Source organism: Streptomyces sp. W1SF4 (genome assembly GCF_003950035.1).
GTDB classification, from domain to species: domain Bacteria; phylum Actinomycetota; class Actinomycetes; order Streptomycetales; family Streptomycetaceae; genus Streptomyces; species Streptomyces racemochromogenes.
The window spans coordinates 136,069-161,119 of record NZ_CP034352.1; the positions used below are offsets into that span (position 1 = coordinate 136,069).

At 75.8% G+C, this 25,051-nt stretch carries 3 protein-coding genes; all 3 read right to left on the minus strand.

Translation table 11 applies throughout. From position 1 onward, the window contains the following. Positions 1-51 precede the first annotated feature (51 nt). From D1J60_RS36435 to D1J60_RS36445, 3 genes are read right to left on the minus strand one after another with little or no spacing between them, the layout of a single operon-like run. Positions 52-5,001: a type I polyketide synthase gene (locus D1J60_RS36435; protein ID WP_277607528.1), complete on the minus strand. Its 4,950-nt coding sequence runs from the start codon at positions 4,999-5,001 to the stop codon at positions 52-54. A 36-nt stretch (positions 5,002-5,037) separates the two neighbouring features. After that, positions 5,038-13,128 carry a type I polyketide synthase gene (locus D1J60_RS36440; RefSeq protein WP_125824797.1) on the minus strand — a complete coding sequence of 2,697 codons (8,091 nt, stop codon included), beginning with the start codon at positions 13,126-13,128 and terminating at the stop codon, positions 5,038-5,040. 56 nt (positions 13,129-13,184) lie between these two features. Beyond that, complete coding sequence (locus D1J60_RS36445; RefSeq protein WP_125824798.1) at positions 13,185-25,019, minus strand: type I polyketide synthase; 11,835 nt, start codon at positions 25,017-25,019, stop codon at positions 13,185-13,187. Positions 25,020-25,051: the final 32 nt, after the last annotated feature.

Below are 25,051 nucleotides of genomic sequence, written 5' to 3' on the forward strand. Positions count from 1 at the left end.
AGAGCTGGAATTCGTGGGGGAATCCGGTGACCGACCGGCCGGAGGACGCCCTTACTCCGGGCGGCCGAATTCCTTGCGGATGAATGCGAATATCTCTTCGTCGGACGCGGCGTCGAGCTTTCCGCTGACGGATCCGGCGTCCGCCGCGGCCTGCGCGTCCTTCCAGCGGGAGAGCAGTGCCTCCAGGCGGCGGGTGAGGTCCTTGCTCTCCTCCCGGCCGGGTGCCAGCGACAGCAGGTCGGACTCGATGCGGTCGAGGTCGCCGTGCACGGATGCCGCGGTGGCCTCTGCGCGCCGGGCGGCGCCGCCGTCCAGGAGCAGGCCGCGCAGGTAGCCGGCGAGCGCGCCGGGGGTGGGGTAGTCGAAGACCATCGTGGCGGGCAGGGTGAGGCCGGTGGCGGCGTTCAGCCCGTTGCGCAGGCCGACGGCCGTCAGCGAGTCGAAGCCGAGGTCCTTGAAGGCGCGGGCGGCGTCGACCGCGCCGGACGAGGCGTGGCCGAGGACGGCGGCGGCGTGGCCGCACACCAGGTCGGTGAGGACGCGGTCCTGTTCCTCGCCGGACAGTTCGGCGAGCTTGTGGCGCAGTGCGTCGGCCGCTCCGGTGTCCCCCGCTTCCCCGGCGCCGCCGTGGTCGCCCTGGCCGGCCCGGGCGAGGATCCGGCGGGCCTCGGGGACGTCCTCGGTGAGGCGTCCGGTGCGGGCGGAGGTGAACAGGGGCAGGAAGCGGTCCCAGTCGACGTCGGCGACGGCGACGGCCGTGTCGTCGTGCCCGAGGATCCGCCGCAGGGCGTTCAGGGCCGCCTCGGGGTCCAGGAGCGGCAGGCCGCGCTGTGCGGAGCGCTCGTGGAGCTCGCGCGCCTCGTCGGGGTGGGCTTCGGCGTCGAACAGGTCCCATACGCCCCAGCCGACGGCGGTGGCCGGCAGGTTGCGTGCCCGCCGCTGCTGGGCGAGGGCGTCCAGGTGGGCGTTGGCCGCGGCGAAGGCGGCGTGCTCGCCGCCTCCCCAGTAGGAGGTGACGGAGGAGAACAGGACGAACGCGTCCAGGGCGGGGCCGTCGGTGTCGAACACCTCGTCGAGGGCGCGGGCGGAGGTGACCTTCGCGGCGAGGGCGTCGTCGAGGTGGCGGGCCGTGGTGGCGGCGAGGGGGGTGAGTTCGACGTGCGCGGCGGCGTGGACGACGGTGCGGACCGGCCGTCCCGCCCGCTCGGCGCGGGCGGTCAGCGCGGCAAGCGCCGCCGGGTCGGCGCCGTCCCATTCCTCCAGGGTGACCTCGGTGCCGTGGGCGGTGAGTTCGCCGGCGAGGGCTTCGAGGGCGGGGGTGAGTTCCGCGGGGGTGGCCGTGAGCAGGAGGTGGCCGGCGCCCGCGGCGGCGAGGCGGCGGGCCGCCTCGGCTCCCAGGGGGCCCGCGGCGCCGGTGAGCAGGGTCGTGCCGGACGGCTGCCAGTCGCGGGCGGGTGCGCTGGCGGGCAGGGCGGCCCGGACGAGCCGGCGTACGTAGGTGCCGGCGGTGCGGATCGCGATCTGGTCCTCGCCGTCCCGGCCCGCGAGTGCGCCGGCGAGGCGGGCCGCGGCGGCCTCGTCGAGGTCGGCGGGGAGGTCGACGAGGCCGCCCCAGCCGCGCGGGCGTTCCAGTGCGGCCACCAGGCCGAGGCCCCAGACCTGTGCCTGTACGGCGCTGCGCGGGGCGTTCTCGGGGCCGGCGGCGACGGCCCCGCGGGTGAGGGCCCACAGGGGGGCCTCGATGCCGGCGTCGTCGAGTGCCTGGGTGGCGACGAGGGTGCCGAGCAGGCCGGCGTCCTCGTGGGTGGAGAGCAGGGAGAGGACCCCGGCGAACGGCTCGTGGTCTTCCTGGAGGGTGCGCAGTGCCCCGGCCCACGCGTCGCGGTCGGCCCGGGCGGGGTCGAGGGTGAGGAGGTGGGCGCGGGCGCCGTGGGCGGTGAGCAGCTCCTCGAAGGGCCCGGCGGGGGTGCTTTCGGGGGCCAGCAGCAGCCAGTCGCCGTGGAGCCGGGCCGGTGCGGCGTCGGGCAGGTGCTTCCAGGTGATGCGGTAGCGGCGGGCGTCGAGCGCACTCGCCTCGCGGCGGTCGCGGCGCCAGGCGGACAGGGCGGGCAGCAGTTCCTCGAGCGGGCCGGTGTCCTGGAGTGCGAGGGTGTCGGCGAGGGCGGTGACGTCGGCGCCCTCCACGGAGTTCCAGAAGCCGGCTTCGGCTTCGTCCACGACGGACGTGCGGTCGGCCGCGGGGGCGCCTTCGAGCCAGTAGGTGCGGCGCTGGAAGGCGTACGTGGGCAGGTCGACGCCGGAGACGTCCGGGGTGTCGCAGACGGCCTGCCAGTCGACGGGGGCGCCGTGGGTCCAGGCCTGGGCGAGGGAGGCCAGGAAGCGCTGCGGCCCGCCTTCGTCACGGCGCAGGGTGCCCTGGGTGACGGCCGGGGACCCGGCGGCCTCGATGGTCTCCTGGACACCGATCGTGAGCACCGGGTGGGCACTGGACTCCACGAACAGGCCGTGGCCGCGCTCCAGCAGGGCACTGACGGCGTCCTGGAAGCGGACGGTCTGGCGGAGGTTGGTGTACCAGTACTCGCCGTCCAGCTCCGACCCGTCGGCCCACTCGCCCGTCACCGTCGAGAAGAACGGCACCTCGGCGGTACGCGGCTCGATACCCGCCAGGAGGGAGAGGACCTCGTCGCGGATCGACTCCACCTGCGGGCCGTGCGAGGCGTAGTCCACGTTGATCCGGCGGGCCCGGACACCGTCGGCCTCGCAAGCCGCCATCAGCTCGTCCAGCGCGTCCGGATCACCCGAAACCACCGTCGACTGCGGGCCGTTGACGGAGGCCAGCGCGAGACGCTCCCCCCAGGCGGAGATACGTTCCGCCACGGCTTCGGCGACGTCCGCGACCGACACCATGCCCCCCTTGCCCGCCAGGGCCACGATGGCCTTCGCCCGCAGCGCGGACACCTTCGCCGCGTCCTGGAGAGACAGGGCACCTGCGACGGCCGCGGCGGCGATCTCACCCTGCGAGTGCCCGACCACCGCCGCCGGCACGACACCGGCGGCACGCCACAGCTCGGCCAGCGAGACCATCACGGCCCACAGGGCGGGCTGGACCACGTCGACGCGGTCGAAGCCGGGCGCACCGTCCTCCTGCCGCAGCACCTCCAGCAGCGACCAGTCCGTGTGCGGGGCCAACGCCTCGGCACACGCGTCGAGGCGGGCCGCGAACACCGGCGAGGCCCCGTACAGCTCCACCGCCATCCCCGCCCACTGCGAACCCTGCCCGGGAAAGACGAACACCGGCCGGTCGGCGCCCGCCACCACGGCGCCGTCCACGACGTCCGCCGCCGGGAGTCCGGCGGCCAGCGCGTCCAGGCCGGTCCGTGAGCCCGCCGGGACGACGCCGCGCCGCTCCAGCCCGGCCCGGGTCGTGGCCAGGGCGAGGCCGACGGCGGCCTCGGAGACGCCGCTGCCGGCGTCGTCGGCGAAGGCGCGCAGCCGGGCCGCCTGGCCCCGCAGGCCCTCGGCGGTACGGCCGGAGAGCACCCAGGGCAGGGTGGCCGCGGGGAGGACCGGCCGGCCGGGCTCGGGGGCGCGGGGGGCGGGTTCGGCGTCCGCGTCCTGGCCGGCGTGCTGGATGATGACGTGGGCGTTGGTGCCGCTGGCGCCGAAGGAGGAGACGGCCGCGGTGCGGGGGCCGTCCGCAGCGGGCCAGGGCCGCTCCTCGGTGAGGAGCTCGACGGCTCCGGAGGACCAGTCGACCTCGGGCGTGGGCGCGTCGATGTGCAGGCTGCGGGGCAGCACCCCGTCGCGTACGGACATCACGGCCTTGATGACGCCCGCGACGCCGGCGGCGGCCGCCGAGTGGCCGATGTTGGACTTGATGGAGCCCAGGTGCAGGGGGCGGCCCTCGGGGCGGCTGCGACCGTAGGTGGCGAGGAGCGCCTGGGCCTCGATGGGATCGCCGAGGGTGGTGCCGGTGCCGTGGGCCTCGACGAGGTCGACCTCGTGGGGCGAGAGCCGGGCGTTGGCGAGGGCCTCCTCGATGACCCGCTGCTGGGAGGGGCCGTTGGGGGCGGTCAGGCCGTTGGAGGCGCCGTCCTGGTTGACGGCGGAGCCGCGGACGACGGCGAGGACGCGGTGTCCGTTGCGGCGGGCGTCCGACAGCTTCTCCAGCAGCAGGACGCCGACTCCCTCCGACCAGCCGGTGCCGTCGGCGGAGGCCGCGAACGGCTTGCAGCGGCCGTCGGGGGCCAGTCCGCGCTGGCGGCTGAACTCGACGTACACCTCGGGCGTCGACATGATCTGCGCGCCGCCCGCGAGGGCGAGCGCGCACTCGCCCTGGCGCAGGGACTGCACGGCCAGGTGGATGGCGACGAGGGAGGAGGAGCACATGGTGTCGACGGAGACGGCCGGGCCCTCCAGGCCGAAGGCGTACGACAGGCGCCCTGAGGACACGGCGGTGGCGATGCCGGTCATCAGGTGGCCCTCGACGTTCTCGGCGGCCCCTTCCCGGTCGCTGCCGTAGCCCGTGTAGGTGGTGCCGACGTAGACGCCGGTCCGGGTGCCGGCGACCGCCGTCGGGTCGACGCAGGCCCGCTCGAAGGCCTCCCAGGCGGTCTCCAGCAGCAGCCGCTGCTGGGGGTCCATGGCGAGGGCCTCGCGCGGGGAGATGCCGAAGAACTCGGCGTCGAAGTCGCCCGCGTCGTGGACGAATCCGCCCTCGCGGACGTACGTGGTGCCGAGGTGGTCGGGGTCCGGGTCGTAGAGGGAGTCGAGGTCCCAGCCGCGGTTGACGGGGAAGCCGGAGACGGCGTCGCGGCCGTCGCGGACGAGCCGCCACAGGTCCTCGGGCGAGCGGACGCCGCCCGGGTAGCGGCAGGCCATGCCGACGACGGCGATGGGCTCGGGCTCGTCCGCCTCGACCTCGCGCAGCCGCTGCCGGGTCTGCTTCAGCTCGGCGGTCACCCACCTGAGGTGATCGAGCAGCTTCTGTTCGTTGTCCATCTGGCGGGAGCTCCTTGGATGACGTTCCGGCACGGGCTACGACTTGCCGAGCTCTTCGTGGATGAACGCGAAGATCTCTTCGGCCGAGGCGGACGCCAGTTCGTCGTGGGCGTCGGCTTCCTCGGCCTTCTCCGGGTGGGTGCCGCCCCATTTGGTGAGCAGCACCTGGAGCCGGCCGGCGATGCGGTGGCGCGCCCCGTCGTCGGGGGTGAGCCGGGTGAGGGCCGCGTCGATGCGGTCGAGGTCGGCGAGGACGGACCGGTCCGTCTCGGCGTCGCCGTCCCGCAGGTGTTCGCGCAGGTGCTGGGCGAGCGCGGCGGGCGTGGGGTGGTCGAAGAGGAGGGTGGCGGACAGCTTCAGGCCGGTGTCGGCCGCGAGGCGGTTGCGCAGTTCGACGGCGCTGAGCGAGTCGAAGCCCAGGTCCTTGAAGGGCCGGGCCTCCTGGACCCCGTCGGCGGTGCGGTGGCCGAGGACCGCGGCGGCGTGCCCGCGGACCAGTTCGACGAGGAGGTGCTGCTGCTCGGCGGGCGCGGCGGCGGCGAGCCGCTGCCGCAGGGCGGCGGCGGAGGCGGCGGCCCCCTGTCCGGCACCCGGCTCGTCGTCGGCCAACGCGGCTTGTACGTCGGCGAGTTCGCTGATCAGCGCGCTGTGGCGCATGGCGGTGTAGGTGGGGGCGAACAGCGCCCAGTCGACGTCGGCGACGCCGACGCAGGTCTCGTCGAGGTCGAGGGCCTGCTGGAGGGCGGCGATGGCGGTGCCCGGGGCGATGCCGATCACGCCGCGGCGGCGCAGGTGTTCGTCGATGTCCTCGGAGGCCGCCATGCCGGCTTCGGCCCAGGGGCCCCAGGCGACGGCGGTGGCGGTCAGGCCGTGGGCGCGGCGGCGTTCGGCGAGGGCGTCGAGGTGGGCGTTGGCGGCCGCGTAGGCGGCCTGGCCGCCGCTGCCCCACATGCCGGCGCTGGACGCGAAGACGACGAACGCGGACAGGTCGAGGCCGCGGGTGAGTTCGTCGAGCAGGTCGGCGGCGACGGCCTTGGGGCGCAGGACGTGGGCCAGGTGTTCGGCGGTGACCTCGTCCATGAAGCCGTTGTCGGAGACGCCCGCGGCGTGGACGACGGCGGTGAGCGGCCGGTCGGCCGGTACGGAGGCCAGCAGGGCGGTGAGCTGCTCGCGGTCGGCGACGTCGCAGGCGGCGAGGGTGACCTCGGTGCCGGACGCGCGCAGGGCGGCGGCGAGTTCGGTGGCGCCGGGGGCGTCGGCGCCGCGCCGGCTGGTCAGCAGGAGGTGTTCGGCGCCGCCTTCGGCGAGCCAGCCGGCGAGCCGGCTGCCGAGGGCGCCGGTGCCGCCGGTGACGAGGACGGTCCCGGTGGGCCGCCAGGGCGCGGCGGCCGGGCGGGCGGCGGGGGCGGGGGCGCGGCGCAGTCGGCGTACCTGGACGCCGGCGCCGCGGACGGCGAGCTGGTCCTCGCCGCCGGGGGCGGCCAGGACGGCGGCGAGGCGGGCGGCGGCCCGCTCGTCGAGGTCGTGGGGCACGTCGACCAGGCCGCCCCAGCGGTCGGGGTATTCGAGGGCGGCGACCCGGCCGAGGGCCCATACCTGGGCCTGGGCGCCGGTGGGGTCGTCCGTCGGGTCGGAGGGGCCGGTGGAGACGGCGCCGCTGGTCAGGTTCCACAGCGGGGCGCCGCTGCCGGCGTCGCCGAGGGCCTGCGCCAGGGCGGCGGTCGCGGCGAGCGCGGCGCTGACCCCGGGCTGGGCGGTGTGCGGGCGGGTGTCGAGCGGAAGGAGGGAGAGCACGCCGACGGGCTCGGGTCCGGTGCCGGCGGCGGCGCGCAGCCGGGCGGCCCAGTCGGCGCGGTCGGCGGCGGTCGCGTCGAGGCGCAGGACGGTGGTGGTGGCTCCGGCGGCGGTGAGCGCGGCGCCGGTCCGGTCGGCGAGCGGCCCGGCCCGGTCCGCGCCCTCGGGGACGACGAGCAGCCAGTGGCCGTCGGCGCGGGCGGCGGCGGCCGGGTCGGGGGCGGGCTTCCAGGTGATGCGGTAGCGCCAGGAGTCGATGGTGTGCTGCTCGCGGCGGCCGCGCCGCCAGGTGGACAGGGCCGGCAGGACGCCGCGCAGCTGCTCCTCGTCGGTGAGGCTGAGGCCCACGGTTGCGGTGAGGGCCTGGAGGTCCTCGCGTTCGACGGCCGCCCAGAACTCGGTGTCGGCCTCGTCCTGCGGGGTGGACGCGCCTGCTCCGGCGGGGGCGGCGTCGAGCCAGTAGCGGTCGCGTTGGAAGGCGTACGTGGGGAGGTCGACCCGGCAGGCGGGCCGGTCGGCGAGCGGCGGTGTCCAGTCGACGGGCAGGCCGCGGGTCCAGGCCTCGGCGAGGGCGCCGAGGAAGGCCTCCGGCTCGGGGCGGTCCTTGCGCAGGACGGGGGTGAGGAGCCCCGAGAAGGTGTCGGGGAGGGACTCCCCCGCCATGGCGGTGAGGACGCCCTGCGGGCCGAGTTCGAGGAAGTGGGTGACGCCCTGGGCGGCGAGGTGGGCGATGCCGTCGGCGAAACGGACGGCGGCGCGGACGTGCTCGACCCAGTAGTCGGCGGTGAACTCGGTGATCTGCTCACCGGTGACGTTGGAGACGACGGGGATGGCGGGCGCGGAGTGGGTGAGGGTCTCGGCGACCTCGCGGAACGCGTCGAGCATCGGTTCCATGAGCGGCGAGTGGAAGGCGTGCGAGACGGTCAGCCGCTTGGTCTTGCGGCCCTGTTCGGCCAGCTTGGCCGCGACGTCGAGGACGGCGTCCTCGGTGCCCGAGATCACCACGGATTCGGGGCCGTTGACGGCCGCGACGTCCGCGTCGGCGGGCAGCAGCGGGCGGACCTCGTCCTCGCCGGCCCGTACGGAGACCATCGCGCCGCCTTCCGGCAGGGCGCCCATGAGGGCGCCGCGGGCCGTCACCAGACGGGCGGCGTCCGCGAGGGACAGGACCCCCGCGACGTGTGCGGCGGCGATCTCGCCGATCGAGTGGCCCGCGACGAAGTCCGGGCGGATGCCGTAGGACTCCATGACGCGGAAGAGCGCGACCTCGACGGCGAACAGCGCGGGCTGGGTGTTCTCGGTGCGGTGGACCTCGTCCCCGCCGCCGAAGACGATCTCCCTCAGCGGGAGGTCGAAGTGGGCGCAGACCTCGTCGAAGGCGTCGGCGAACACCGGCTGGGCGTCGTACAGTTCCCGCCCCATGCCCGGGCGCTGCGCGCCCTGTCCGGAGAACAGGAACGCGGTGCGGGCGCCCGCGACGGCCTCGCCGCGGAAGGTGCCGGGTGCCGAGGAGCCGGCCGCGAGGGCGTCGAGGCCCTCCAGGTAGCCCTCGCGGCTGTCGGCGAGGACGACGGCACGGCTCTCCAGCTGGGCGCGCCAGGCCAGCAGGGCGGAGGCGGTGCTCGCGGTGTCCAGCTCGGGGCTGCCCGCGGTCAGGTCGCGCAGGCGGCGCGCCTGTTCGGCCAGGGCGTCGGGGGTGCGGGCGGACACCAGCCAGGGCAGCAGCTCCGCGGGGGCGGGTTCCGCGGCGGGCGCGGGCTCCCGCTCCTGCTCCTCCTGCGGGCCCTCCTCGATGATGACGTGGGCGTTGGTGCCGCTGACGCCGAACGAGGAGACGCCGGCCCGGCGCGGGCGGCCGGTCTCGGGCCAGTCCACGGCCCGGGTGAGCAGGTGCACCGCACCGGCCGACCAGTCCACGTGCGGGGTGGCCTCGTCGGCGTGCAGGGTCCTGGGGAGTACGCCGTGGCGCATGGCCATGACCATCTTCATGACGCCGGCGACACCGGCGGCGGCCGAGGTGTGGCCGATGTTCGACTTGATCGAGCCGAGCAGCAGCGGCCGGTCCCCGGGCCGGTCCTGCCCGTACGTGGCGAGCAGGGCCTGGGCCTCGATGGGGTCGCCGAGGGCGGTGCCGGTGCCGTGGGCCTCGACGGCGTCCACGTCCTGCGGGGCGAGCCGGGCGTTGGCGAGGGCCTGGCGGATGACGCGCTGCTGGGAGGGGCCGTTGGGGGCCATGAGGCCGTTGCTGGCGCCGTCCTGGTTGGTGGCCGTGCCGCGGACGACGGCGAGGACGCGGTGTCCGTTGCGGCGGGCGTCGGAGAGCTTCTCCAGGAGGAGCACGCCGGCGCCCTCGGACCAGGCGGTGCCGTCGGCGTCGGCGGAGAACGCCTTGCAGCGGCCGTCGGCGGCCAGGCCGCGCTGGCGGCTGAACTCCACGAACAGGTCGGGCGTCGGCATGACGGTGACGCCCGCGGCCAGCGCCATGGTGCACTCGCCGGCCCGCAGGGACTGGGCGGCCAGGTGCAGGGCGACGAGGGAGGAGGAGCAGGCGGTGTCGACGGTGACGGCCGGGCCCTCCAGCCCGAAGGTGTAGGCGATGCGACCGGAGATGACGCTGGTCAGGTTGCCGGTGAGGGAGTAGCCCTCGACGCCTTCGCCGCCCATCTGCTGGAGCCCGCCGAAGTACCCGGGCTGGGTGGCGCCGGCGAAGACGCCGATGGGGGCGGACTTCACGCTCGTGGGATCGATGCCGGCCCGCTCGAACACCTCCCAGGAGGCTTCGAGGAGGAGCCGCTGCTGCGGGTCCATGGCGACGGCCTCGCGCGGGGAGATCCCGAAGAAGGCCGGGTCGAAGTCGGCGGCGTCGTGCAGGAACCCGCCCTCGCGGACGTAGCTGGTGCCGGGGTGGTCGGGGTCCGGGTGGTAGAGGGCCTCGAGGTCCCAGCCGCGGTCGGCGGGGAAGGGGCTGATGACGTCGGCGCCGGTGTCGACGAGCTGCCACAGGTCCTCGGGCGAGCGGACCCCGCCGGGGTAGCGGCAGGCCATGGCGACGATGGCGACCGGCTCGTCGTGCGCGGCCGCGTCCGCGAGGTGGCCGGTGACGGCGGCGGTGTCCTCGCCGAGCACCTCGGCCCGGACGTGGGCGGCGACGGCGGCGGGGGTGGGGTGGTCGTAGGCGAAGGCGGTGGGCAGCCGCAGCCCGGTGGCGTTGTTGAGCCGGTTGCGCAGGTTGACCGCGGCCAGCGAGTCGAAGCCCAGCTCCTTGAAGGCCCGCTGCGGGTCGATGGCGGCCGGCCCGTCGTGGCCGAGCACGGCGGCGGCGTGGGCGCGTACGAGGTCCAGGACGGTGCGGAGCTGCTCCGCCTCCGGGAGGTCGCGGAGCTTCTCGCGCAGCGCCGTTCCCGCGGCCCCGTCGGCCTCCGCGTCGGGCGCGGAGTGCAGGGCGGCGAGGGCGGTGCGGGTCTCGGGGTCGCGGCGGCGGCGCAGCCAGGAGGCCATGTCGGGGAGGGCTTCGCGCAGCGGCTTGTCGCCGTCGATGTCGAGGGTGGCGATGAGGGTGTCGACGTCCTCCTCGTCGACGGCCTGCCAGAAGCGCTCCTCGGCCGCGTCGCGGGGGGTGCCGGTCTGCGGGGTCAGCCAGTAGGGCCGGTGCTGGAAGGCGTACGTGGGCAGCTCGACGGAGTGCGCCGGGGGGCGGGGGGCGAGGAGGGGCGTCCAGTCGACGGGGACGCCGCGGGTCCAGGCCTCGGCGAGGGCGCCGAGGAAGGTCTCGGGCTCGGGGCGGCGCTTGTCGAGGGCGGTGGTGAGCAGGCCGTCGAAGTCGTCGGGGAGGTTCTCCCGGGCCATCGCGGTGAGCACCCCGGCGGGGCCGAGTTCCAGGAAGTGCCCGACGCCGCGTCCGGCGAGGTGGCGGACGCCGTCGCCGAAGCGGACGGCGGCGCGGACGTGGTCGACCCAGTAGTCGGCGGTGAACTCGGTGATCTGCTCACCGGTGACGTTGGAGACGACGGGGATGGCGGGCGCGGAGTGGGTGAGGGTCTCGGCGACCTCGCGGAACGCGTCGAGCATCGGCTCCATGAGCGGCGAGTGGAAGGCGTGCGAGACGGTCAGGCGCCTGGTCTTGCGGCCGCGGTCCGCGAGGGTGGCGGCGACGGCCAGGACGGCCTGCTCGGCGCCCGAGATCACCACGGACTCGGGGCCGTTGACCGCCGCGATGTCGACGTCGGCCGTCAGCAGCGCACGGACCTCGTCCTCGCCGGCCCGTACGGAGACCATCGCGCCGCCGTCGGGCAGGGCGCCCATCAGCGCGCCGCGGGCCGCCACCAGACGGGCCGCGTCGGCGAGGGGCAGGACGCCCGCCACGTGCGCGGCGGCGATCTCGCCGATCGAGTGGCCGGCGACGAAGTCCGGACGCAGACCGAACGACTCGGCCAGCCGGTACAGCGCCACTTCGACCGCGAACAGCGCGGGCTGGGTGTTCTCGGTGCGGTGGACCTCGTCCCCGCCGCCGAACACCAGCTCCTTCAGCGGGAGGTCGAAGTGGGCGCACACCTCGTCGAACGCGGCCGCGAACACCGGCTGGGCCTCGTACAGCCCGCGGCCCATGCCCGGGCGCTGGGCGCCCTGACCGGAGAAGAGGAGGGCCAGCTTGGCCGGGCGTGCCGTGCCCTCGGACAGGGAGCCGTCCGGGGTGCCGTCGGCGAGGGCGCGCAGGCCGGAGCGGAAGCCGTCGGTGTCCTCGGCGAGGACCACCGCGCGGTGCTCCAGCGCGGAGCGGGTCGTCACGAGCGCTGCCGCGACGTCCGCCGCCGGGACGGAGGGGTCGATGCCGAGGAGGCGTTCGGCCTGGCCGCGCAGCGCCTGGGCGCTGTGCGCCGAGACCACCCACGGCAGCGGGCCGGTGGGGGCGGGGGCGGGCCGCCGTTCCTCCGCTGCGCCGGCGGGTGCCTGTTCGACGATCACGTGGGCGTTGGTGCCGCTGATGCCGAACGAGGAGACGCCGGCCCGGCGCGGGCGGTCGGTCTCGGGCCAGTCCACGGACTGGGTCAGGAGTTCCACGGCGCCGGCCGACCAGTCGACCTCGGGGGTCGGTTCGTCGGCGTGGAGGGTGCGCGGCAGCACGCCCTCCCGCATCGCCATGACCATCTTGATGATGCCCGCGACACCGGCCGCGGCGGCCGTGTGGCCGATGTTGGACTTGACGGAGCCGAGCCACAGCGGCCGGTCCCCGGGCCGGTCCTGCCCGTACGTGGCGAGCAATGCCTGGGCCTCGATCGGGTCGCCGAGGGCGGTGCCGGTGCCGTGGGCCTCGACGGCGTCCACGTCCTGCGGGGAGAGCCGGGCGTTGGCCAGGGCCTGGCGGATGACGCGCTGCTGGGAGGGGCCGTTGGGGGCGGTCAGGCCGCTGCTGGCGCCGTCCTGGTTGACGGCGGAGCCGCGGACGACGGCGAGGACGCGGTGTCCGTTGCGGCGGGCGTCGGAGAGCTTCTCTAGGAGGAGCACGCCGACGCCCTCGCCCCAGACGGTGCCGTCGGCGTCGGCGGAGAACGCCTTGCAGCGGCCGTCGGCGGCCAGGCCGCGCTGGCGGCTGAACTCCTGGAACAGCCACGGGTTGGGCATGACGGTGACGCCGCCGGCGATCGCCATGGAGCACTCGTCGGCGCGCAGGGCCTGGGTGGCCTGGTGGACGGCGACGAGGGAGGAGGAGCAGGCGGTGTCGACGGTGATGGCCGGGCCTTCCAGCCCGAAGGTGTAGGCGACGCGGCCGGAGATGACGCTGTTGACGTTGCCGGTGAGGGTGTAGCCCTCGACCTCGCGGTGCGGGGTTCCGGTGCCGCCGCCGAGGTAGCCGGGGTTCCCGGCGCCGACGAAGACTCCGGTGCGGCTGCCCTTCAGGGTGGCGGGGTCGATCCCGGCGCGTTCGAAGACCTCCCAGGACGATTCCAGGAAGAGCCGCTGCTGGGGGTCCATGGCGAGGGCCTCGCGCGGCGGGATCCCGAAGAAGCCCGCGTCGAACCCGGCCGCGTCGTGGACGAACCCGCCCTCGCGGACGTAGCTGGCGCCGTGGGCGTCCGGGTCCGGGTCGTAGAGGGCCTCGAGGTCCCAGCCGCGGTCGGTGGGGAAGGCGACGATGCCGTCGCCGCCTTCCGCCACCAGCCGCCACAGGTCCTCCGGCGAACCGACGTCCCCCGGGTAGCGGCAGGCCATGGCGACGATGGCGATCGGCTCCTGCTCCTTCGCCTCGGCGGCCTGCAGACGCTTGCGGGTCTGCTGGAGGTCGGCGGTGACGAGTTTCAGGTAGTCGCGGAGCTTTTCTTCGTTGGTGCTGGCCATCGTGGCGGTGCCTCCGGTGGGACGGTCAGGACGGGGCCCGTACAGGGGGGCGCGGATCAGCTGAGACCGAGTTCCTTCTCGATGAGGGCGAACATCTCGTCGTCGCTCGCCGAGGTGATCTCCGCGGTCCCGTCGGAGGTACGTGCTTCCTCGTCGGTGTCGTTCTCGGTGCCGGACTGTTCGAGCTTCCAGAGGATCGAGCGCAGCCGGTTCACGGCCCGTTCCCTGCCGTCGCTGCCCTCCGGGAGGGCCGTGACGGCCGCCTCCCAGCCGGCCATGGCGTCGAGCACCGCGGCCTCCCGGGTGCCCTCGCCCGGGTCCAGTTCCGCGTGCAGGAATCCGGCGAGGGCGGCGGGTGACGGATGGTCGAAGATGAGCGTGGTCGGGAGCCGGAGCCCGGTGGCCGCGCCGAGTCCGTTGCGCAGTTCCACGGCCGTCAGCGAGTCGAAGCCGAGGTCGAGGAAGCCGCGTTCGGTGTCGATGGCCGCCGGGTTGGGGTGGGCGAGGACGTGGGCCACCTGGGTGCGGACCAGGTCGAGGAGGGCTTCGGCGCGTTCGGCGCCGGTGAGCCGGGACAGCCGCTCGGCGAGGGCCGAGGCCCCGGGTGCGGTGGCCGCCTCGCCCGCGGCCCGGCGTACGGAGGCCCGTACGAGCCCCTTGAGCACACCGGGCAGCCGGCCCGCGTCGGCCTGGCCGCGCAGCGCCGTGGTGTCCAGGCGTACGGCGGCCAGGAGGGCCTCGTCGTGGCGTGCCGCCTGGTCGAACAGGGCCAGGCCCTGTTCGGTGGCGAGCGGCAGGACGCCGCTGCGGCTCATCCGCGCGAGGTCGGCGGTGTCGAGGCCGGCGGTCATGCCGCTGGACTCGGCCCACTGGCCCCAGGCGAGGGAGACGCCCGGCAGGCCGTGGGCGCGCCGGTGCTGGGCGAGGGCGTCCAGGAAGGAGTTGGCGGCCGCGTAGTTGCCCTGGCCGGGGCCGCCCATGACGCCGGCCACGGAGGAGTAGAGGACGAAGGCGGTGAGGTCCAGGTCGCGGGTGAGCTCGTGCAGGTTGACGGCGGCGTCGGCCTTGGGCCGCAGGACGCGGTCCAGCCGGCCGGCGTCGAGGGAGGCGAGGACGCCGTCGTCGACGACCCCGGCGGTGTGGACGACACCGCGCAGCGGCCGGCCCGCCGGGATCGCCGCGAGCAGCGCGGCGAGCGCGTCACGGTCGGCCGCGTCGCAGGCCACCACCTCGGCCGAACCGCCCAACTCGGCTATCTCCGACACCAGTTCGGCCGCACCGGGGGTGTCCGGGCCGCGCCGGCCCGCGAGCAGCAGGTGCCGTACGCCGTGCGAGGCGACCAGGTGCTTGGCGACCAGCGCGCCCAGGGTGCCGGTGCCGCCCGTGATCAGGACGGTGCCGTCCGGGTCCCAGCCCTGCGGGACGGTGAGCACGATCTTGCCGGTGTGCTTGGCCTGGCTCATGAAGCGGAACGCCTCGGGGGCGTGCCGGATGTCCCAGCTGCGGACGGGCAGCGGCTGGAGCACGCCCGCCTCGAACAGCCGTCCCAGTTCGGCGAGCATCTCGCCGATCCGCTCCGGACCGGCGCCCTCGACCATGTCGAAGGCCTGGTACGTCACTCCGGGGTGGAGCCGGGCGACCTCTTCGGGGTCGCGCACGTCCGTCTTGCCCATCTCCAGGAAGCGGCCGCCGCGCGGCAGCAGCCGCAGCGAGGCGTCGACCAGCTCGCCGGCCAGGCAGTCCAGGACCACGTCGACGCCCTCGCCGCCGGTGGCGGCGGCGAAGCGCTCCTCGAAGGAGGCGTCGCGGGAGGAGGCGATGTGCGCCTCGTCCAGGCCGAGTTCGCGCAGGACGTCCCACTTGCCCTCGCTGGCCGTGCCGAACACCTCGGCGCCCAGGTGGCGGATGAGCTGCACGGCGGCCATGCCGACGCCGCCGGCGGTGGCGTGGACGAGGACCCGCTCGCCGGCCTTCAGGCCCGCCAGGTCGACGAGCCCGTAGTAGGCGGTGAGGAACACGGTGGGGATCGCGGCGGCCTGCTCGAAGGTCCAGCCGTCGGGGATGCGGACCACCAGGCGGTGGTCGACGACGGCGACGGGGCCGAACGCTCCCCGGATGAGGCCGGTGACCTTGTCCCCGACCTCGATGCCGGTGACGCCGGGGCCCACCTCGGTGACGACGCCGGCGCCCTCGTTGCCCATGCGGGCCAGGCCCGGGTACATGCCGAGCGCGATCATCACGTCGCGGAAGTTCAGGCCCGCGGCGCGGACCGCGACGCGGATCTCGCCCTCGGCGAGCTCCATGCCGGCGGCCGGGGACGGTACGAAGCCCAGGCCGTCGAGCGTCCCCGCCTCGGTGTTGTTCAGGATCCAGGAGAAGCCGGCGGGCAGCACCAGGGCGCCGCCCGGGGCGGAGGACGGGACCAGGCGCGGTACGAGCAGCGCGCCGTCGCGGAGCGCGGCCTGCGGCTCGTTCCCGGTGAACACCGCGTCGGGGACGCGGAGTCCGGCGTCGGCGTCCGCGACCACGTCCGCGTCCGTGTCGAGCAGGACGAAGCGGCCGGGGTTCTCGGCCTGCGCGGCCCGTACCAGACCCCACAGGGGCGCCTGCGCCAGGCCGGTGACGTCCTCACCCGGCAGTACGGCGACCGCGCCACGCGTGGCGACGACCAGCCGGGTGGCCTCGAGGCGCTCGTCGGCCAGCCAGGTCTGGAGGGTGCCGAGCAGCGCGGCGGTGGTCCCGAGCGCGGCTCGGGCCGCTCCCGCGACCGGGGTGCCGGCCGGGGATCCGGCGTGCAGCAGGACCGCGGCGGGGACCGGCGCGCCCTCGTCGAGGGCGGCCCGCAGGGACGCGAGGTCCGCGTGGTCCGCACCCGCGCCGCCGACCGTCACCCGCGGCGCGCCGGGGGTTGCGGCGGCCGGCGGAGCGGCGGTCCAGTCGAGGCGGTACAGGGCGTCGGAGTGTCCCGCCCCCGCCACGGCGGCGGTCAGCTGCTCGGCGGCGACCGTACGGGTCGCCAGCGAGGCGACGGAGACGACCGGGTGACCGGCCGGGTCCGCGATGTCGAGCGAGAGGGAATCCGGGCCGGCCGGCGTCAGCCGCACCCTCAGCCTGGACGCGCCCACGGCGTGCAGACGCACACCGCTCCAGGCGAAGGGCAGGCGGACCTGCCCCGCGTCCGTGGCCGGCCCGGCGACAGCGAGCCCGTGCAGCGCAGCGTCGAGCAGGGCCGGATGCAGTGCAAACCAGCCCGCCTCATCCTGCTGCGCATCGGGCAGCCCCACCTCGGCGAACACCACGTCACCGTCGCTCCGACGCCAGGCCCGGGCCAACCCCTGGAAGGCCTGCCCGTACCCGTAACCGGCCGCCGCGAGCCCCTCATAGAAGCCGTCGAGGTCGACCGGCTCGGCGTCCACCGGAGGCCATACGGCCAGGTCGGACAGGGGTTCGGGGGCCGTGTCGGGGGCAGGGGAGAGCCGTCCGGCGGCGTGCCGGGTCCAGACGGCGTCGGCGTCCTCGGGACGCGAGTGGACGCTCACCGGCCGCCCGCCGTCCTCGTCCACGGCCCCGACGAGCACCTGGAGCAGGACCCCACCCCGGTCGGGGACGACGAGGGGCGTCTCGATGGTGAGCTCGTCCAGCGCGCCGCAGCCGGCCTCGTCGCCGGCCCGGAGCGCGAGTTCCACGAAGGCGGTACCGGGCAGCAGGACGGTTCCCGCCACCGCGTGGTCGGCGAGCCAGGGGTGGGTGTGCAGGGAGATCCGGCCGGTGAGCAGCAGCTGCCCTCCGTCGGCGGGGGTGACGGTGGCGCCGAGCAGCGGGTGGCCGGCGGCGCCGAGTCCGGCCGCGAGCACGTCCGCGGAGGCGGAGGCGGCGGGGCGCGGCCAGTAGCGGCTGCGCTGGAAGGCGTACGTGGGGAGGTCCACGGTGGCCGGGGCCGCCGCCGTACCGCCGGCCAGGGCCGCCCGGTCGACGGGGAGGCCGCGGGTCCAGGCCTCGGCGAGGGCGCCGAGGAAGGCCTCCGGCTCGGGGCGGTCCTTGCGCAGCACGGGGGCGAGGAGCCCGGAGAAGTCCTCGGGCAGGCTCTCCCCCGCCATGGCGGCGAGGACGCCCTGCGGGCCCAGCTCCAGGAAGTGCCCCACGCCCTGGGCAGCGAGGTGGGCGACCCCGTCGGCGAAACGGACCGCGCCCCGGACGTGCTCGACCCAGTACTCGGCGGTGAACCCGGTGATCTGCTCACCGGTGACGTTGGAGACCACCGGGATGGCGGGCTCCGAGTAGGCCAGGGATTCCGCGACCTCGCGGAACGCCTCCAGCATCGGCTCCATCAGGGGCGAGTGGAAGGCGTGCGAGACCGTCAGGCGCTTGGTCTTGCGACCCTGCTCGGCCAGCCGCACGGCCACCGCCAGGACGGCGTCCTCCGCCCCCGAAACCACCAGTGAGGAAGGCCCGTTGACCGCGGCGATGTCGACGTCCGCCGACAGCAGCGGGCGTACCTCGCCCTCGGTGGCCCGTACGGAGACCATCGCCCCGCCCTCCGGCAGGGCGCCCATGAGGGCGCCGCGGGCCGCCACCAGACGGGCCGCGTCGGCCAGCGCGAGCACCCCGGCGACGTGCGCGGCCGCGATCTCACCGATCGAGTGCCCGGCCACGAAGTCGGGACGCAGACCGAAGGACTCCGCCAGCCGGTACAGGGCCACCTCGACCGCGAACAGCGCCGGCTGGGTCACCTCCGTGCGGTGGACCCCATCCCCACCGCCGAAGACGATGTCCTTCAGCGGCAGGTCGAAGTGGGCGCACACCTCGTCGAACGCCGCCGCGAACACCGGCTGCGCGTCATACAGCTCACGGCCCATCCCCGGGCGCTGCGCGCCCTGGCCCGAGAACAGGAAGGCCAACTTCCCGGGCTGGACCGGGGCCTTGGTGGCCTCGGTCAGGGCGTCGAGTCCGGCCAGCAGGCCGTCCAGGCCGGTGGCGGTCACCGCGCCCCGGTGTTCGAGCGCGGAGCGGGTGGTGGCGAGGGAGTGCGCGACGGCGCGCGGGTCCAGGCCGGTGTGCGTACGGGCGTACTCGGCGAGCCGCGCCGCCTGTGCGCGCAGTGCTTCGGGGCCGCGGCCGGAGACGGTCCACGTGACCGGGCGGCCGTCCGTGCCGGCGGTGGCCGCGGGGGCCGGTGCCGTCGCGGGTGCCTGTTCCAGTACGACGTGGGCGTTGGTGCCGCTGGCTCCGAAGGAGGAGACGCCCGCGCGGCGCGGACGGCCGGTCTCGGGCCAGTCCACGGCCTCGGTGAGGAGTTCCACCGCGCCCGCCGACCAGTCGACGTGGGCCGACGGCTCGTCGACGTGCAGGGTCCTGGGCAGGATCCCTTCGCGCAGGGCCATGACCATCTTGATGACGCCCGCGACGCCGGCGGCGGCCTGGGCGTGTCCGATGTTGGACTTGACGGAGCCGAGCCACAGCGGCCGGTCCTCGGGCCGGCCCTGGCCGTAGGCGGCCAGCAGCGCCTGGGCCTCGATGGGGTCTCCGAGGGTGGTGCCGGTGCCGTGGGCCTCGACCGCGTCCACGTCCTGCGCGGTCAGCCGGGCGTTGGCGAGGGCCTGTTCGATGACCCGCTGCTGGGAGGGGCCGTTGGGGGCGGTGAGCCCGTTGGAGGCGCCGTCCTGGTTGACGGCCGAGCCGCGGAGCACGGCCAGGACCCGGTGGCCGTTGGCCTGGGCGTCGGAGAGCTTCTCCAGGAGGAGCACGCCGGCACCCTCGGACCAGCCGGCGCCGTCCGCGGCGGCGGAGAAGGATTTGCAGCGGCCGTCAAAGGACAGTCCGCGCTGCTTGCTGAACTCGACGAACACGCTGGGGGTGGCCATGACCGTGACGCCGCCGGCCAGCGCCATGGTGCACTCGCCGGCCCGCAGGGACTGGGCGGCCAGGTGCAGGGCGACCAGCGAGGAGGAGCAGGCGGTGTCGACGGTGACGGCCGGGCCCTCCAGCCCGAAGGCGTAGGAGAGGCGGCCCGAGACGACGCTGCCGGAGGTGCCGGTGAGCAGGTAGCCCTCGGCGCTGTCGGCGGCGCGCTCCACGTGGCTGGCGTAGTCGTGGTACATGACGCCGGCGAAGACGCCGGTGCGCGTTCCCTTGCGTTCCGCCGGGTCGAGTCCGGCGCGTTCGAAGGCCTCCCAGGAGGCTTCGAGGAGGAGCCGCTGCTGCGGGTCCATGGTGACGGCCTCGCGCGGGGAGATCCCGAAGAGTTCGGGGTCGAAGTCCGCGGCGTCGTAGAGGAAGCCGCCGTTGCGGGTGTACGAGGTGCCGGGGCGGCGTCCTTCGGGATCGTAGAGGGCGTCGAGGTCCCAGCCGCGGTCGGTGGGGAAGCCGGCGACGGCGTCGCGGCCTTCGGTGACGAGCTGCCAGAGGTCCTCCGGCGAGCGGACCCCGCCGGGGTAGCGGCAGGCCATGCCGACGATGGCGATGGGCTCGTCGGGGGCGTGCGCGGGCGCGGGGGCGGCCGGGGCGGGGGTGGTGGCGGGGGTGAGGATCCCGGAGAGGAGGTGGCGGGCCAGGGCGGCCGGGGTGGGGTGGTCGAAGACGAGGGTGGCGGCCAGTTTGAGGCCGGTGGCGGCGTTCAGCCGGTTGCGCAGTTCGACGGCGGTGAGGGAGTCGAAGCCGAGTTCCTTGAAGGCCGCGTCGGCGCGGATCGCGGAGGGGTCGGCGTGGCCGAGCACGGCGGCCACCTGGCCGCTGACGAGGCCGAGGAGTTCGCGTTCGCGTTCGTTCTCGCCGAGCGGGGCGAGCCGTCGGGCGAGGGAGGAGGCCTCGGTGTCGGAGCCGGTTTCGACGGCGCGGCGGGCGGGGGTGCGGACCAGGGAGCGCAGCAGTGCGGGCAGCAGGCCGGCGGCGGCGCGGGTGCGCAGGGTCGCCGCGTCCAGGCGTACGGGGACCAGGACGGGTTCGGCGTCGGTGCCGGCGGTGGCCGTGTCGAGGGCGGCGAGGCCCTGGGCCGCGCTGAGCGGGAGGATGCCGGCGCGGGAGGCCCAGCCGAGGTCGCCGTCCGTGAGGTGGCCGGTGAGGCCGCTGGTCTCCCACAGGCCCCAGGCCAGGGAGCGGGCCGGCAGGCCGTGGTGGCGGCGGTGGGCGGCGAGGGCGTCCATGAAGGCGTTGGCGGCCGCGTAGTTGGCCTGGCCCGGGTTGCCGAGGACACCCGCGGCGGAGGAGAAGAGGACGAGGGCGGTGAGGTCGAGGTCGCGGGTCAGCTCGTGCAGGTTCCAGGCGGCGTCCACCTTCGGGCGCATCACCGCGTCCAGACGCTCGTCCGTCAGCGAGCCGACCAGTCCGTCGTCCAGCACGCCGGCGGCGTGGACCACACCCCGCAGCGGCCGGTCGGCGGGGATGCCCGCCAGCACCGAAGCCAGCGCCTCCCGGTCGGCGGCGTCACAGGCCACCACCTCCACCACGGCACCCAACTCCCGCAGCGAGGCCGCCAGTTCCACCGCACCCGGCGCGTCCGCACCACGACGGCCCGTCAGCAGCAGGGAGCGAACCCCGTGCTCCGCCACCAGGTGCCGGGCCACCAGCCCGCCCAGCGCACCCGTACCACCGGTGATGAGCACCGTCCCCGCCGGATCCCAGACGGCATCGCCGCCGGACGTGACGGCGGCCCGGACCAGGCGGGGAGAGAGGGCGGTGCCCGTGCGCAGGGCGATCTGGGGTTCCCCGGTGGCGACGGCCCGTTCCAGGGCGGCGCGGGAGGCGTCGGTGCCGTCGAGGTCGACGAGCTGGATGCGGTCGGGGTGTTCGGACTGGGCGGAGCGGACCAGGCCCCACAGCGGGGCGAGGGCCAGGTCGGGCGCCGGGTCGCCGGGTCCGGTGCTGACGGCGCCGGTGGTGGCGACGACGAGGCGCGGGGCGGCGGGGCGTTCGTCGGCGAGCCAGTCGCGGAGGGTGGCCAGGAGCGCGGCCGTGGTGGCGCGGGCGGCGCGGGCCGGGTCGCCACCGGTGGGGGCGTCGGAGCCGGTGGCGGCGTCGGGGCGCGGGTGGGTGAGGAGGACGTGGGTGGGGGCGGCGGTTCCGGCGTCGAGGGCGGCGGTGAGCGCGCCCAGGTCGGGGAAGGCGGCGCCGCCCAGCTCGGCCCAGCCGTCGGCGGGCGCCTCGGCGGGCAGGGGGACGTCGTTCCAGGTGACGCGGTGCAGGGTGTCCGTGCGGGGGCCCCGGAGGCGGTCCGGGGCGACGGGCAGCAGGCTGAGGGCGTCCACGGTGGCGACGGGCCGGCCCTCGGGGTCGGCGAGGTCCACGGCGAGTTCGCCGCTGTCGGCCGGGGTGATGCGGACCCGCAGGGCGGCCGCTCCGGTGGCGTGCAGGGTGACCCCGCTCCAGGCGAAGGGCAGCCGGACGCCGTCGGGGGCGGTGCCGGTCCCGAGGAGCGCGGCGTGCAGGGCGGCGTCGAGGAGGGCGGGGTGCAGACCGTAGGCGGCTGCCTCCTCGCGCTGCGCGGAGTCCAGCGCCACCTCGGCGTACACCGTCCCGTCCACGGCCCAGGCGGCCTTCAGCCCCTGGAACGCGGGCCCGTACGCGTAGCCGGCCTCGGCCGTCCGCTCGTAGAACCCGGCCACGTCGACGGGCCGCGCCCCGGCCGGCGGCCACACCGCCAGCTCCGCACCCGCCGCGGAGGCTGCGGGGGCGACGACGCCGGTGGCGTGCCGGGTCCAGGCGGTGTCGGCGCCGGAGTCGTCGGGCCGTGCGTGGACGGACACCGGGCGGCTGCCGTCGGCGGCAGGTTCCGCGACGACGAGCTGGAGCTGGACGGCGCCGGTGGCGGGCAGGGCGAGGGGGGTTTCCAGGGTGAGTTCGCGCAGCTGTCCGCAGCCCGCCTCGTCGCCCGCGCGGACGGCGAGTTCGACGAAGGCGGTGCCGGGCAGCAGGACGGTGTCGCCGACGGCGTGGTCGGCGAGCCAGGGGTGGCCGGCGAGGGAGATCCGGCCGGTCAGCAGGTAGCGGTCGCCGTCGGCGGAGCGTACGGAGGCGCCCAGCAGGGGGTGTCCGGCGTCGGCCAGGCCCGCGGCGGACATGTCGGCGCCGCCGGGCGCCGCCTCGGCCCAGTAGCGGCGGCGCTGGAAGGCGTACGTGGGCAGGTCGACGGTGCGGGGGGCGTGTCCGGCGAGGACGGCGGTCCAGTCGGGGGAGGCGCCGCGGGTCCAGGCCTCGGCGAGGGAGGTGAGGAAGCGCCGCGGGCCGCCTTCGTCGCGGCGCAGGGAGCCGAGGGCGACGGCGGGCAAGCCGGCGGCGTCGATGGTCTCCTGGATGCCGACGGTGAGCACGGGGTGGGCGCTGGCCTCGATGAAGAAGCCGTGGCCTCGTTCGAGGAGGGCGCGGACGCCGTCCTCGAAGCGCACGGTGTGGCGCAGGTTGGCGTACCAGTACTCGGCGTCGAGTTCGGTGCCGTCGACGGGCCGTCCGGTGACCGTGGACAGGAACGGCACGCGGGTCTTGCGGGGGGTGATGCCGGCGAGGGCGCCGATGACGGCGTCGCGGATCTCCTCGACCTGGGGGCCGTGGGAGGCGTAGTCGACGTTGACGCGGCGGGCGCGGACGCCGTCGGCCTCGCAGGCGGCGAGCAGTTCGTCGAGGGCCTCGGGGGTACCGGAGACGACGGTGGAGCGGGGGCCGTTGACGGCGGCGACGGCGAGCCGGTCGCCCCAGGCGCGGATGCGTTCGGCGACGGCGTCGGCGGGGTCGGCGACGGACATCATGCCGCCCTTGCCGGCCAGGGCGAGGAGGGCCTTGGCGCGCAGCGCGGAGACCTTCGCGGCGTCCTGGAGGGACAGGGCGCCGCAGACGGCGGCGGCGGCGATCTCTCCCTGGGAGTGGCCGACGACGGCGTCGGGCTCGATGCCGGAGGCCCGCCACAGCTCGGCGAGGGAGACCATGACGGCCCACAGGACGGGCTGGACGACGTCGACGCGGTCGAAGCCGGGTGCGCCGTCCTCCTGGCGCAGGACGCCGAGGAGGGACCAGTCGGTGTGGGGGGCGAGGGCCTCGGCGCACTCGTCGAGGCGGGCGGCGAAGGCCGGGGAGGTCCCGTACAGTTCCACGGCCATGCCGGCCCACTGGGAGCCCTGGCCGGGGAAGACGAAGGCGGTCTTGCCCTCGATGTCGGCGGTGCCCTCGACGAGGCGGGCGGCGCTCTCGCCGGCGGCGAGCCGGGCGAGCGCGTCCGCGGCGCCGGTGCCGGTGTCGGTGTCGGCGCCGGTGTCCGGGCCGGCGATGACGACCGCGCGGTGGGCGAGCGCGGAGCGGGTGACGGCGAGGGAGAGGGCGGTGTCGGCGGGGCGCGGGGCGGCGGCGGCCGCGCCGGTGCCCCCGTCGCCGGCGTCGTCCGTACCGGCGGTGAAGGCGTGCAGCCGGGTGGCCTGGCCGCGCAGGGCGGCCTCGCTGTGGCCGGAGAGCGGCCAGGGCGTGGGGGCCGCGGCCGTGAAGGGGGCGGGGCCGGCCGGGGCCGGGGCGGGGGCGCCCGCCTCGGCGGGTGCGGCCTGCTCCAGGATGAGGTGGGCGTTGGTGCCGCTGATGCCGAACGCGGAGACGGCGGCCCGGCGGGGGCGTTCGTGGTCGGGCCACTCCCGGGCGTCGGTGAGGAGTTCGACGGCGCCGGCCGACCAGTCCACGTGCGGGGTGGGCTCGTCGACGTGGAGGGTCTTGGGGAGGACGCCGTTGCGGATCGCCATCGTCATCTTGATGACTCCGGCGATGCCGGCGGCCGCGGCGGTGTGTCCGATGTTGGTCTTGAGCGAGCCCAGCCAGAGCGGGGCGTCCTCGGGCCGGTCCTGGCCGTAGGTGGCGATGACGGCCTGCGCCTCGATCGGGTCGCCGAGGGTGGTGCCGGTGCCGTGGGCCTCGACGGCGTCGACGTCCCGTCCGCGCAGCCGGGCGTTGGCGAGGGCCTGGCGGATGACGCGCTGCTGGGAGGGGCCGTTGGGGGCGGCGAGGCCGTTGGAGGCGCCGTCCTGGTTGGTGGCCGAGCCGCGGATGACGGCGAGGACGCGGTGTCCGTTGCGGCGGGCGTCGGAGAGCCGTTCGAGGACGATGACGCCGACTCCCTCGCCCCAGCCGGTGCCGTCGGCGGCGGCGGCGAAGGCCTTGCAGCGGCCGTCCTCGGACAGGCCGCGCTGGCGGCTGAACTCGACGAAGAGGCCGGGGACGGACATGACGCTGACGCCGCCGGCGAGCGCCATCGAGCATTCGCCGTTGCGGAGCGCCTGGGCGGCGAGGTGCAGGGCGACGAGGGAGGAGGAGCAGGCGGTGTCGACGGTGACGGCCGGGCCCTCGAAGCCGTAGTGGTAGGCGAGCCGTCCGGAGACGACGCTGCCGGAGGTGCCGGTGAGGGAGTAGCCCTCGGCGCCGCCCTGGGTGTTGTGTCCTCCGACGATGTAGGCGGGCGTCGCGGCGCCCACGTACACGCCGGTCTGGGTGCCCTTGAGGGTGGCGGGGTCGAGGCCGGCCCGTTCCAGCGCCTCCCAGGAGGTCTCCAGCAGGACCCGCTGCTGCGGGTCCATGGCCAGTGCCTCGCGGGGGGAGATGCCGAACAGGCCGGGGTCGAACTCCGGCGCGTCGTGCAGGAACCCGCCGGAGCGGGTGTACGTGGTCCCGGGGTGGTCGGGGTCCGGGTGGTAGAGGGTGTCCAGGTCCCAGCCGCGGTCGGCCGGGAAGCCGGATATCGCGTCGCGTCCCTCCGCGACCAGCCGCCACAGGTCCTCGGGGGAGCGGACCCCGCCCGGGTAGCGGCAGGCCATGCCCACCAGGGCGATGGGCTCGCTGCCCCGGCTCTCGGCCTCACTCAGCCGCTGCCGGGTCTCGTGGAGCTCGGCGGCCACTCGCTTGAGGGACTCGACCAGCTTGTCCTCGTTCGCCATCGCGGCGTGTCCTTCCCTGTTCTCGCGGTCGC